At 61.6% G+C, this 13137-nt stretch carries 8 protein-coding genes; 4 read left to right on the top strand and 4 right to left on the bottom strand.

Features of this window, described 5'->3' with window-relative positions; genetic code table 11:
• Window positions 1–20 precede the first annotated feature (20 nt).
• Entirely contained in the window at window positions 21–740 is a 720-nt protein-coding gene (locus A4R35_RS05105) for an FKBP-type peptidyl-prolyl cis-trans isomerase (RefSeq protein ID WP_112427169.1), read from the bottom strand.
• 444 nt (window positions 741–1184) lie between these two features.
• Between A4R35_RS05105 and A4R35_RS05110 the strand changes: the two genes are divergently transcribed.
• A complete protein-coding gene (locus A4R35_RS05110; protein ID WP_112427171.1) occupies window positions 1185–4559 on the top strand; it encodes a S41 family peptidase in 3375 nt (1124 codons plus the stop codon).
• 261 nt (window positions 4560–4820) lie between these two features.
• On the opposite strand, the gene A4R35_RS05115 is transcribed toward A4R35_RS05110, so the two are convergent.
• The 3 genes from A4R35_RS05115 to A4R35_RS05125 all read right to left on the bottom strand — a co-directional run bounded on the left by A4R35_RS05115 (window position 4821) and on the right by A4R35_RS05125 (window position 7503).
• A complete protein-coding gene (locus A4R35_RS05115; RefSeq protein WP_146747120.1) occupies window positions 4821–5063 on the bottom strand; it encodes a hypothetical protein in 243 nt (80 codons plus the stop codon).
• A gap of 56 nt (window positions 5064–5119) precedes the next feature.
• Window positions 5120–6436, bottom strand: a complete 1317-nt coding sequence (locus A4R35_RS05120; protein ID WP_112427175.1) for a formimidoylglutamate deiminase — start codon at window positions 6434–6436, stop codon at window positions 5120–5122.
• 62 nt (window positions 6437–6498) lie between these two features.
• Window positions 6499–7503 carry a LacI family DNA-binding transcriptional regulator gene (locus tag A4R35_RS05125; RefSeq protein ID WP_112427177.1) on the bottom strand — a complete coding sequence of 335 codons (1005 nt, stop codon included), beginning with the start codon at window positions 7501–7503 and terminating at the stop codon, window positions 6499–6501.
• A gap of 289 nt (window positions 7504–7792) precedes the next feature.
• Here A4R35_RS05125 and ptsP point away from each other — a divergent pair, with 289 nt between their 5' ends.
• The 3 genes from ptsP to A4R35_RS05140 all read left to right on the top strand — a co-directional run bounded on the left by ptsP (window position 7793) and on the right by A4R35_RS05140 (window position 13036).
• Window positions 7793–10255 carry a phosphoenolpyruvate--protein phosphotransferase gene (gene ptsP, locus A4R35_RS05130; protein ID WP_112427179.1) on the top strand — a complete coding sequence of 821 codons (2463 nt, stop codon included), beginning with the start codon at window positions 7793–7795 and terminating at the stop codon, window positions 10253–10255.
• Window positions 10252–11205, top strand: a complete 954-nt coding sequence (gene pfkB / locus A4R35_RS05135) for a 1-phosphofructokinase (protein ID WP_112427181.1) — start codon at window positions 10252–10254, stop codon at window positions 11203–11205. The genes ptsP and pfkB overlap by 4 nt, the downstream gene beginning before the upstream one ends.
• A gap of 313 nt (window positions 11206–11518) precedes the next feature.
• On the top strand, window positions 11519–13036 hold the full coding sequence (locus A4R35_RS05140; protein ID WP_112427183.1) for a PTS fructose transporter subunit IIC: 1518 nt from the start codon (window positions 11519–11521) through the stop codon (window positions 13034–13036).
• The last annotated feature ends 101 nt before the right edge of the window (window positions 13037–13137 follow it).

The raw sequence follows: 13137 nt of genomic DNA on the forward strand, positions 1-13137 counted from the left end.
AGCCGGCGAGGCCGCTCAGGCTACTTCACGCTGAGCACGATGACATCGAAGATCAGGTCCGAGTTAGCCGGAATCGAGCCTTGCGCCTGATTGCCGTAGCCGAGCTTCGCCGGAATGTAGAGGCGACGAATCGTCCCCGGCTTGACCCCAACCAGGCCCTCATCCCAGCCTTTAATGACCTGCCCCTTGCCCAGAGTGAACGAGAACGGCTGACCGTTGCGATCATAGGAACTATCGAACTTCTTGCAGGTATTGGCCAGCCAGCCGACGTATTCCACCTCCAGGGTAGAACCGTTCTTAGCCGCTGTACCGTTGCCCGTACGGATGTCAAAATACTTGAGTCCATCGCTCTTGACCACTGGCGTTCCATTGACCGCTGGCGAGGTTGCCGGCCCCGCTGTCGGGGTCGCCGTGGCGCTGTAAATCGAGGGCACCTGCGTAGAGGCACTGCTATCGATGAAGCAGTTGCGCGCCAGCGCCGTCGCCGTGGCGTTGGCATGGGCCTTGCTGACGGCGGTCGCTGTGGCCTCACGTGAGGCGGCCTGCTGAGCACTGACACGCTGATACTGCCAAAAGCCCAGCACGGCCAGGGCAATGATGACAAGAGTCACAGTGCTGGTGATAATGAGCTGTTGACGCCTCCGACGCCGCACCTGCCTTCTGATTCGCTCTTGTTGGCGCTGCCCCGGACGGCGCTGTCTCTGCGAACCTCCTTTTTTCCCCTGTGCTGTCTGCGTCATACACTCTCCTCTGTGGATCTGTGATGGATGCCTGCCCCGGTGGTGATGGTGTGCATTGTTACGCTGAGATTAACATGTTTCCTCCACTCTGGCAAGAGCAAGCCTGCGCAGGTCGCCGCCGGTTTTCTTCTAGCGCCCCTATCACCTACGCGAGCTTCTCCCTGCGCACAAGCCATACTCCCCACGAGATGCCCGCCCATTCGCTTCCTCTGCCCAGGCTGAGGCTGCGCTGCTGGCCACCCACGGTCGTTCGTCACTCAGCTAAAACTCGACAATTGAAGCAATCTATGCTAGAATGCTCCTAGTAGCTTCACTAGAGTCTCTCTACTACTGCACAGTAGCATAGCTCATCTCATATAATATGGCCAAGGAGCTAGACGTCATTCTTTTGCCATACAGAGGACTCAGCAGCGATTAATTCCTGATCCGACTAAAGGAGAGAATATGCCTTCCCAGGGATATGTGCGCTTCCCTACGATCTACCACGATCAGATTGTCTTTGTGGCCGAGGACGACCTGTGGCTCGTTTCCAGCGAGGGTGGACGCGCTGAACGCCTGACGGCAGGTATGGGCGCGATCAGCCATCCGCATTTTTCTCCCGATGGCACCCAGCTTGCTTTTGTTGGTCACGAGGAAGGTCCCAGCGAGGTCTTTCTGATGCCAGCGGCAGGTGGACCGGCCCGCCGCCTGACGTATCAAGCCGCCTCCTGTAAGGTCCTGGGCTGGACTCCAACGGGCGATGCCATCCTCTATGCCAGCAGCGCCGGTCAGATGAGCCTGCACTATGAAGTGATCTACGCCGTCAGTCCCGCTGGCGGCCTAGCGCGCCAGCTTCCTTACGGCGCCGCTAATGAGATCTCTTTCGGTCCCCGTGGCGGCATCGTCCTCGGTCGCAACATCCGCGAGGCAGCTTATTGGAAGCGCTATCGCGGTGGCACCGTCGGCCACCTGTGGTGCGACCGCGATGGGAGCGGACACTTCGAACGCCTGTTGCGCATCGACGGGAACATCAGCTCTCCCTGCTGGGTGGGCGAGCGCATTTACTTCCTCTCCGATCATGAGGGAATCAGTAACGTCTATTCATGCACCCCCGAAGGGGAGGACCTGCGTCGTCACACGCACCACGAGGATTTCTACGCGCGTAATCTCGCTAGCGATGGCGAGCGCCTGGTCTATCATGCCGGAGCCGATCTTTATCTGTTCGATCCCGCGAGCAACCAGACACGCCGCCTGGAGGTGCTGCTCCCAAGCCAGCGTACACAGCGCAATCGCAAGTTTGTGTCCGCGGCTCACTATCTCGATACCTATGCCCTCCATCCCCAGGGGCATATGGTAGCGGTGACAACCCGTGGCAAGGCGTTCTCTTTCGGCAACTGGGAAGGACCGGTCATTCAGTATGGCGAGCCTGATGGTGTGCGCTATCGCTTCTTGCAATGGCTCAATGATGGGCGGCGCCTGGTAGCAGTTTGCGATGCCATCGGACGCGAAGCCCTGGTAGTCTTTGATCCCGAGGACGCTGCTGAGCCTCGCCTCTATGCCGAGATCGAGTTTGGGCGGGCGCTGACCGTCGACGTCTCGCCAGTCGCCGACGAGGTGGCAATCTCGAACCACCGCAATGAGCTGCTAGTGGTCGATCTGGTCGAGGGTCGTGCTCGTCTGCTTGATCGCAGCCCGTTCGGTCAGATCGAGCATGTGGCCTGGTCGCCCGACGGGCGCTGGTTGGCCTACAGCTTTCCTTCCAGCGCCCAGCAAACGGCCATCAAACTCTGCAATTTGGAGAGTGGCGAGCTGGCCCTGGCTACGCGTCCAGTGCTACACGACGTGGCGCCCTCCTTTGATCCCGAGGGGAAGTTTCTCTACTTCCTGGGGTACCGCATCTTCAATCCAGTCTACGATGCTCTGCAGTTCGATTTGAATTTTCCACGCGGGGTGAAGCCCTACGCTATTATGCTGCGCCGAGACCAGCGCTCGCCATTTGTGCCGGAGCCACGGGCGCCACAGCCGAATGGGCGAGAGAAAGAGGAGAAGCGAGCTGGCCCCGCGGGGACCGGAGCCGAGGGCACTCCCAGAGGCGACCCCAAGGAGGAAGGCGAGGAGGAGAACGGCGAAGAGGGCCAGCGCCGTCCTGTTCCCATGACTATCGATCTGGAGGGCATCACAGAGCGAGTGCTACCCTTCCCCGTGCCAGAGGGCCGCTATCGCAAGATCCGCGGTATGAAGGGGAAAGTCCTCTTCCTGAGCTTTCCGGTCGAGGGAGCGCTGCACAGCCAGACCGATGGCCAGACACCGCCGGTCCGTGGCCATATCGAGTGCTATGATTTGGAGAACCATAAGTATGAGTGGCTGATCGATGGCGTCGATGATTTTGAGCTGGCTCGCGATGGTCGCATGCTGATCTATCGCTCCGGTCAGCGCCTGCGCGTGGTTAAGGCCGGTGAGAAGGCTCCCAAAGGAGAGAACGGTGAGCGGGCCAACCGTGAAACGGGTTGGCTGGATCTGGGTCGCGTGAAGGTGTCGGTGCAGCCAGCTGCCGAGTGGCGCCAGATGTTCGATGAGGCCTGGCGCCTGCAACGCGAACAGTTCTGGGATGAGGATATGTCAGGCATCGATTGGGAAGCCATTCATGCCCAGTATGCCCCCTTGCTGGAACGCGTCGCTTCGCGTTCAGAACTGTCTGATTTGCTCTGGGAACTGCAGGGCGAGCTGGGCACGTCTCACGCTTATGAGATGGGCGGTGAGTATCGCCACGGACCGCAGTATCGACAAGGCTTCCTTGGCGTCGACTGGCTCTACGACGCTGAGCACGAGCGCTACCGCATCGCCCGCATTGTGCGTGGCGATCCCTCCGACAGCCGCGCTACTTCTCCGTTGACCTCGCCCGGGCTGAACGTGGCCGAGGGCGATGCGGTACTGGCGATCAATGGTCAGCGCGTCGGGCCACAGCGCAGTCCCGAGGAGCTGCTCGTGAATCAGGCTCATAATGAGGTGCAGCTGACGATCGAGAGCGCAGCCACCGGCGAGGTGCGCACGATCACCGTGAAGGCTCTGGCCAGTGAGCGCCACGCTCGCTATCGCGATTGGGTCGAAAGCAACCGACGCCTGGTGCATCAGCTCTCGGAGGGACGCGTAGGCTATATCCATATCCCCGATATGGGAGCTGAGGGTTATGCGGAGTTCCATCGTAGCTACCTGAATGAGTATGATCGCCCGGCCCTGTTGATCGATGTGCGCTGGAATGGTGGCGGCCACGTCTCGCCTCTGCTGCTGGAGAAGCTGGCGCGTCGCCGCCTCGGCTACGATTTTCCACGCTGGGGACAGCCCGTCCCCTATCCCCCGGAGTCACCGCGCGGCCCAATGGTCGCTTTGACCAATGAGCAGGCTGGCTCGGACGGCGATATCTTTAGTCATTGCTTTAAGCTGATGGGCCTGGGGCCGCTGATCGGGAAACGCACCTGGGGCGGCGTGATTGGCATCAGCCCCCGCCATCGCCTGGTCGATGGAACACGGACAACGCAGCCGGAGTTTGCTTTCTGGTTCAAAGATGTCGGTTGGAATGTCGAGAATTACGGCACCGATCCCGATATCGAGGTGGATATCGCTCCCCAGGACTACGCTAGCCAGCGCGATCCACAGCTGGAGCGGGCCGTCGCTGAGGCACTGCGCCTGCTGGAGAGTTATCCGGTCCTGGAGCCCAAACCCGGTGAGCGCCCACGTCGCTCCCGTCCACGCTTGCTGGTTTCTTCACCACCCACTGAACCCGGCTCCAGCAGCCAGGCTCTACCCGACAGCAATGTCGATACACCCGCAGCGGCTGAGTGACTGACTGCGTGCCAGCGAGCGAGAGCCGGTGATTATGGGAAGTGAGGCGCAGGGGCCGGTCTACGGCTATGCTACCGCCCCCGCGTCTCATCCAGCCTTCGCGTTAGCCAGACAGCCAACTATCCTGAACAGGGAGAGTAGAGCAGGTGAGATACAGCCAGACGCTATTTATCCGTAGCAGGCTATAGAGAACAGGCGCAACGTAGAATCAGCACAAACGATCTCACAATTACAATCTTCAAAATCATATTCTTAACAATATCAAGGATATAATAGATCATTAAAAATAGCATAGAAGCCCCTCCACTCCCAGAAGAAGAAGAGAGCGATCAGGCCATAGATGAGGAAGAGGCTGCCTGGGTAGCTCCCCGTCCCGCCGGAGACCGCCACAGCCCGGGCCGTCAGGGGGTACAGGCCCGTCAGCGGAACAATAGCGACGAGATCGATAAGCAGCCAGGTTCTCAGATAACCGCCAGGGCGGCGCTGACCCGACTGATCTACCACCACAGGCCATCGTCTATCGCTGCTACTCCCGCTCCGGGAGAAGAGGGACTTTCATCTCAGCGGCAATAGACCTGCCTTCCCGCTACCCAGACAGCACTGACAACCTCCGCCGAGGCACCGAAGAAGAGGCTATCGAGCAGACTCTCGACTGTCCAGCCCTGGAGCATGGGGTGCTCCAGATCGATGGCCACGAGATCAGCCAGGCGACCGGGTTCAAGGCGCCCACTCTCGAGACCCAGGGCTGCTGCTCCATGCTCGCAGCCACAGGCCAGGAGATAGGCCCCGGGCGAGGTCTCTGATTCAGCCACGAGCACGCGCCGCTCGCCATAGCGTAGACGTGCCGTGTACTCAGCCCAGCGCAGTTCTTCGAATGGGTCCAGGCGTGTATTGCTATCGGAACCGATGGCCAGCGGGATGCCCTGCGTCAGGAAGTCACGGTACGGCGGAATGCCATCGCCCAGGTCGCCTTCGGTCGTCGGGCAAAGGCAAACGCTGGCCTGAGAGCTGGCCAGGAGAGCCAGCTCCTGCTGATCAGCATGCGTGGCATGAATGACAGTGGTCAGCGGCCCAAGCACCTCGCAGCGTGCCAGCAACTCCAGCGGGCGGCAACCACAGGCCGCCAGACAACTCTCGATCTCTGCCAGTTGCTCATCGGCATGGATATGCAACGGCAGTCGCTCCTGCCGGCTGTAGACGGCAATGGCGCGCAGCCAGTCCTCGGGAACCGCTCGCACCGAGTGCGGCGCCAGTCCGACGGAGGCTCCCTGACTGCGCAGAGCCTCGACCCGCTCCAGATAGGCGGCGACCGAGGAATCGCAGAAGCGGCGCTGCTCCTTTAAGGCCGGCTGGCCAAAGTCGTTGCGCGCATAGGCGGCAAGCAAGATCACCAGACGAATGCCTGCCTCACGGGCTGCTTGTAGCAGGGCCTCAGCCATGAGATTGGGGGGACTGTAGGGCTGACCATCGGGTTGATGGTGCACATAATGAAACTCGCCAACCGTGGTGTAGCCGGCAGCCAGCATCTCGCGATAAGTAGCCCGGGCCAGCGTGTAAAGACGTTCAGGGTCGAGGCGCTGGGCCTCGGCATACATCGCCTGGCGCCAGCTCCAAAAGGTATCACGCCCGCTTACAGGCCGCTGAGCCTGACCACGTAGCGCGCGCTGGAAGACATGGCTGTGGACATTCACAAAGCCAGGCAGCAGGGCCTTGCCCGGCAGCGGCTCTAAGACAGCCCCCTCCGGCAAGGTGAAGGCCACCCCATCGGCAAAACGTGGCTGCAGTCCAGCAATGCGCCCATCCTCACCCAGGGCCACCAGCAGATCGCGCTGCCAGCCGCGGGATGTATAGACATAATCAGGCCACAGATAGCGCATGGCCGCCTCTCTTCTCCTTCTAAAATATAGTCTTCCCTACCAGCCATTCAGGTCCGTCGCTCTCAACCACAACGAACGCGCGGAGCACTAGAGCCGCGAACCAACAGGCGGCCTTTGAGAATAACGCGTCGCGTCGGACGCTCCGGCTCAGCCACCCGCTGTAGCAGCAGCTCGGTAGCCGTCTTGCCAATCTCATACGTCGGCTGCTCAATCAGGGTAATCGGTGGCTGGACCAGCGAGGCCCAGGTTGTCTCATCAAAGGTGACGAGCGCTATCTCGTCGGGGATACGTAGCCCGCGCTCGCGGATCGCCTCCAAGGCTCCCGCCGCCAGCAGACTATTGGTCGTGAGCAGTGCCTCCGGCGGCTCAGGCAGATCTAACAGTCGCAGGGCCGCCGCATAGCCAGCCTCAATCTGCGGCGGCACAAAGCGCACCAGCTCCGCTGTCGGCAGCAGCCCATAGGCTCGCAATGCCTGCTCGTAGCCGGCACAGCGCTCCCGCCCCGTGGTACTGCGCTCCCCGCAGATGGCAGCAATACGCTGGTAACCATTCTCAAGCAGGTGGCGGGTCAGGCGATAGGCCGAATCAACGTTGTCCAGTAAGACCATATCAACGTCAGCGTCAGGGATCGAGCGGTCGATGACCACTACCGCAAAACCCGTCTCCAGCTCGCGTAACCCCGCCGCCGTTGGCCCGGTCGGCGAGAGGATGACGCCCGCTACGTTGGCATCGCGCATCACGTTGAGATAAATGCTCTCCTTCTTGGGGTCCTCGTCCGTGTTGCAGAGAATCAGGCTGTAGCCTTCCTCGTAAGCAGTATCCTCGACGGCTCGGCTAATAGCCGTGAAAAAAGGATTGCGAATGTCTGAGACAATCAGGCCAATAGTCGTGGTCTGCTGAGCACGCAAGCTGCGCGCAATGAGATTGGGACGATACTCTAGCTCCTTGATAGCCTTCAGTACACGCTCGCGCAGCGCCGGACGCACGTGTGGACTGTTGGCCAACACCCGCGAAACAGTGGCTGTCGATACGCCCGCAGCTCTGGCTACCTCTTTGATGCTCGCCATGCACGCTCTCCGAATGCCTCTCGGTGATGGGCTTGCTGGCCGACTGACTCACTCCAGTCAATTCGAATCTTACTATACCACAATTTTGTATCTCGGCATATCACCATGCGGCCATTTCAGTAATCATTATGAAATCGTTTACAAAAATCTCTGCCATTTTCCGGCCAAAAAGGCCAATTTCTGGGCTGCTCGAGCCGCGGGAGAAGGGGAGATACTTGACAAAATTATTGTAATCGTTTACAAATAAGATAGAGTGTGTGCCCTGGCTCCTCTCCCCCTGGAGGCAACGATGATTCGCATAACTGAGCAGCAAGTTCGGCTGCAGGCGCAGGCCGAGGACAAACAAGGAGCCATTCGCCAGGCGGGCGACCTCCTGGTGCGCAGTGGCTGCATCGAGACAGGCTACATTGACAGTATGTTGCAGCGTGAGCAGGTCGCCAACACCTATCTTGGCAACGGCATCGCCATCCCCCACGGTTTGCCCCGCGATCAGGAGCTGATTCACCGTACTGGGATTGCTGTGCTGCAGCTGCCTGCTGGCGTAATCTGGAACCCCGGCGAAATTGTCCACCTGGTAGTGGCCATTGCCGCTCGCTCCGATGAGCACATCGATGCGCTGCGGCGGCTGACGCGTGTGCTTGGCGACATGGCTGCCGTCGAGCGCCTGATTCACACGACTGATCCCCGAGATATTATCGAGGCTCTCACCGGCGAACGGCCCGCCACTCCCAGCGCCGTGGCCGACTATACCGCTTTCTTCGAGGCGGTGATTCAGAACCGCACCGGACTGCACGCCCGTCCGGCGACACGCTTTGTGGAATTGGCCCGCGGCTTCCAGGCAGCCATTCGGGTGCGCTACGGCGAGCGTGTCGCTGATGGCAAGAGTCTGATCGCGCTGCTCCAGCTGGGGGTCGAGCGCGGCGCCACTATCCGGGTCTCAGCAGAAGGCCCCGATGCGGCCCAGGCTCTGGCCACTCTGCAGGAGGCCATCGCCGCCGGCCTGGGCGACGAGCTGGAGCCGCTGCCGGCCCGCGATGAGAAGATTCCAGGCGCTGTACCTCGCTGGGCTCCACGCTCAGCGGCCGCCATCTACAGCGGCCTTGGAGCCTCTGGCGGTCTGGCAATTGCCCCCCTGCAGCGCTATCGTCGCGAGCGTCTAGAGGTCGCCGATCAGCCGGGCAACCCCGCCAGCGAGGGGCTGGCCCTCCAGCACGCCCTCGACGCAGCACAGGCCGAACTGGATCAGCTCTACGAGGAGGTGCGGGCGCGCCTCGGTTCGAGCCGGGCCGCGATCTTCCGCGCCCATCGCGAGTTTCTGCAGGACGCCGAGCTGATTCAAGAGGCGGTCCGCCTCATCTACGCCGGGCACGGCGCAGCCTGGGCCTGGCAACAGGCCATCAGCAGGCGCGTGAATCAGCTGCAGCAGCTTGATGATCCAGTGCTGGCGGGACGCGCCGTCGATCTGAGCGACGTCGGCGAGCGAGTGCTACGCCACCTGCTCGGTGTGAGCGCCCCAGGAGCCTTCCCCATCAGCGGACCGGTGATTCTGGTGGCGGATGATCTGACGCCCTCGGATACGGCAGCTCTGGACCCGGACATCGTGCAGGGCCTGTGCACGGCGCGCGGCGGCCCAACATCGCATACAGCCATTATCGCTCGTTCTCAGGGCATCCCGGCGGTGGTGGCCGCTGGTGAGGGGGTGCTGGCACTCGCCGATGGAACGCCAGCTATTCTCGATGGCTTCAACGGACGGCTTTATGTGAAGCCCAGCGAGGCCGATCTGGCTGAGGCGCGGACGCTGCAGGTGCAGCTGCAACAGCAGGAGGAGGCGGCTCAGGGTCAGCGCTTTGCTCCGGCAGTCACCCGCGACGGTCACCATGTGGAGATCGCGGCCAATATCAACCGCGCTGAGGAGGTTCCCCAGGCCCTGGCCGCAGGAGCCGAGGGCGTCGGGTTGATGCGCACGGAATTTCTCTTCCTGGGACGGGCTGCTCCCCCTTCTGAGGATGAGCAGTATGCCGCCTACTGCGCGATGGCGCGGGCCTTGAATGGGCGCCCGCTGATTATTCGCACGCTGGATATCGGGGGCGATAAGCAGGTGCCCTACCTGGAGTTGTCTGCTGAAGATTCCTCTTTCCTGGGCTTACGCGGCATTCGCCTCTGTCTGGTCTACCCCGACCTCTTCGTGACACAGCTGCGCGCGCTCTACCGCGCTGCTGCCTGTGGGCCGATCAGTATTATGTTCCCGATGATTGCAACGTTGGAGGACTTCGCTCAGGCCCGCGAGTATGCCGAGCGTGTGCGGCGCGAGCTGAATGCACCGCGCTTGCCGCTGGGCATGATGGTCGAGGTACCTTCGGCGGTGCTGCTAGCCGAGGAGTTCGCCGCGGAGGTCGATTTCTTCTCGATTGGAACCAATGATTTGACGCAGTACACGCTGGCAATGGATCGTTTGCATCCGCAGCTCGCTCGCCAGGCCGATGCGCTCCATCCCGCCGTTCTGCGGATGATTGCGCGCACGGTGGAGGCGGCACGCGCTGCCGGCAAGTGGGTTGGCGTCTGTGGCGGTATGGCCAGCGAGCCGCTGGGGGCCGCCCTCCTGGTCGGTCTGGGCGTCTCAGAACTGAGCATGACCATCCCCTCCCTGGCGACGATCAAAGCGCAGATCCGCAGTCGTTCGCTGGCCGAATTGCAACAGCTGGCCCAGCGGGCTTTACGCTGCCGCACGGCAGAGGAGGTACGCGCTCTATGAAGGTGGCAACGGTGACCCTGAATCCGGCAATTGATCAGACGGTGCGCGTGGCTTCATTGGAGCCGGGCCACGTCCACCGGGCACGGACCATGCTCTTGCAGGCTGGCGGCAAGGGGATCAACGTGGCAGCCTTTCTGGCGGCGAGCGGGTGCCCAGTTATCGCCACAGGCTTTCTGGGAAGCGAGAACGCCTCGGTTTTTGAGCGCTTCTTTGCCGAGCGCGGCATCGCTGATGCCTTCGTACGTCTTCCAGGCCAGACCCGCATCGATATCAAGATTGTCGATGAGGAGCGACGAGAGACAACCGATATCAATTTACCGGGCCTGGCTCCTTCAGAGGAGGCTCTGAGCAAGCTGTGGCAAACGGTCGAAGACCTGGCAGCCGACTGCCGCTGGTTTGTCCTGGCGGGAGCCTTACCGCCAGCGGTCCCTAGCTCCCTCTACGCGACTCTCATCGCGCGCCTGAAGGCCCTGGGTCGGCTAACAGTACTCGATGCCAGCGGCGAGGCTCTTGCCCAAGGCATCCTGGCCGGGCCTACGCTGGTGAAGCCAAACCGGGTGGAGCTGGAACAGCTGGTCGGCCAGCCCCTCACCAGCCCGAGTGCGGTGGCACAGGCCGCTCGCTCCTTGTTGCGGCACGATATTCGGCGCGTGGTGGTCTCGCTCGGCGAGCAAGGGGCGCTTTTTGTGGAAGGCGAGCAGGTTCTGCAGGCTCTGCCGCCAGCGGTGACGGTAGAGAGCACAGTCGGGGCCGGCGATGCCATGGTAGCCGCTTTGGTGCTGGCCGAGCAGCGCGGCCTCGATCTGGCAGCCACGGCGCGCCTGGCTACAGCTTATGCCCTGGCCCGTATTACGCGCCTCGATGGGACGTTGCCGCCATCGACAGTGCTGGAGGACTACAGTGAGCGCGTGCAGCTTTCGCCGCTGGCTTTACTCAGCGCGGAGGGCTAGCGCCGTGCTGGGCTTCCATCCACGCTCGGGCTTGGGTCCCCGCTCATTAGATGAGCCGCGTGGCTGGAGGCTTAACCGCGGCAATGATCGTTACTGCCTTGCCTCCTGAGCTTGAGATAGCTGCCTGGCTCACCTGACCTGCGCGGCCTCTTCTCCCTCGCCTGGATGGGCTGAGCCGCAGGCGGGCAGTGCCTTGCTGCCAGATCAGTGGCCAGTCAGCCCTCAAAAGAGCAGTGTTTTAGCCCCTATCTACGTAGGAGCAACGAAGCAGCGTCGTTTCGTCGACACCTAGCACACACAAAGGAGTTCGCACATGGCACGGATTGTAGCCATCACCTCATGTCCCACGGGCATCGCCCACACCTTTATGGCCGCTGAGGGTCTCCAGCGCGGCGCCGAGGCTCTGGGCCATACGATCAAAGTCGAGACTCAGGGATCGGTCGGCGCCCAGAATACCCTGACTCCCGAGGAGATCGCCGCCGCCGATGTGGTGATCATCGCTGCCGATACCAAGGTCGACCTGAGCCGCTTCAGCGCGAAGACGGTCTATGAGACCTCGACCAGCGCCGCCATCAAGGACGGCCAGACAGTCATTCGTGAAGCCCTCGCCCGCGCCGAGGCTGCGGCTGGTCAGGTTGGCGCGAGTGCGAGCGGCGCATCCAAGGCCGAGTCCGGAGAGAGCAGTGGCTATCTGGCGCGAGTCCAGCAGGCCAAGGCGGCGCAGGCTCAGGCCCGTCGTGGTCCTTACAAGCACCTCCTGACTGGCGTCTCCTACATGATCCCCTTTGTTGTCGCAGGCGGTATTTTGATTGCTCTGGCTTTTGCCATCGCTGGCTATCGTATTGCCTTCTACGATACCTCCAATTTGACTACCTTGACGACTGGCTTCAGTGCCAATCCGCTGCAATCGGTAGGGGCGGCGCTCTTCGTTATTGGCGCTAAGGCGGGCTTCCTGCTCTTCGTCCCCATTCTCTCGGGCTTCATTGCTTACTCTATTGCCGACCGGCCTGGCATCGCCCCAGGTATGATCGGCGGAGTGCTGGCCAGCCTGACCGGCTCGGGTTTCTTGGGCGGCATCATCGCCGGCTTCCTGGCTGGTTATCTGGTCTATTGGATGAACCGCAGCATTCGCCTGCCCAGCAATCTCGCTGGACTGATGCCGGTGCTGATCCTGCCCTTGTTCGGTTCACTAATTGTTGGCCTGCTGATGCTCTATGTGGTCGGTACCCCGGTCGCCTTGCTGAACCAGGCTCTGGTCAACGGCCTCAAGGATCTGCAGGGAGCCAATGCCGCCGTGCTGGGGCTGATCATTGGGTTGATGATGGCATTCGACATGGGTGGCCCGGTTAACAAGGCGGCCTACGCTTTTTCGACGGGCCTGCTACTCGACGCCCATAACCCCGTCTATCTACCGATGGCCGCGGCTATGGCCGCCGGAATGACGCCGCCTCTGGGGCTGGCTCTGGCGACGTTGCTCTTCAAGAACCGCTTCACTCCTGACGAGCGCGAGGCTGGCAAAGCCGCCTGGGTGCTGGGTCTCTCCTTCATCACAGAAGGCGCCATCCCTTTCGCCGCCAATGATCCGTTCCGCGTTATTCCTTCGATTATGGTCGGCTCGGCAGTGACCGGCGCGCTCTCGGCCTTCTTCGGCTGCCAGCTTCACGTGCCTCATGGCGGGATCTGGGTCATGTTCTTGCCAGGCGTGGTGGGCAATCTGCCGCAGTATCTGTTGTCGATTGTGGTGGGCACCCTGGTGACAACAGGTATGCTCTTCGTGCTCAAGCGCCCCATCACAGTTGAGCAGGAACGGCTCGAAGCCGCTCTGGCCTGAACCGCCAGCTCTTGCCGGTCCAGCGAGCCGGAGAGGAGAAGCCCAGTCGCCTGGGGTGAGACAGCGGTGGCCTCTGCCAGCGGCTGTCTCACCCCTTCGTT

It is taken from the genome of Thermogemmatispora tikiterensis, from assembly GCF_003268475.1.
Classification (GTDB): domain Bacteria; phylum Chloroflexota; class Ktedonobacteria; order Ktedonobacterales; family Ktedonobacteraceae; genus Thermogemmatispora; species Thermogemmatispora tikiterensis.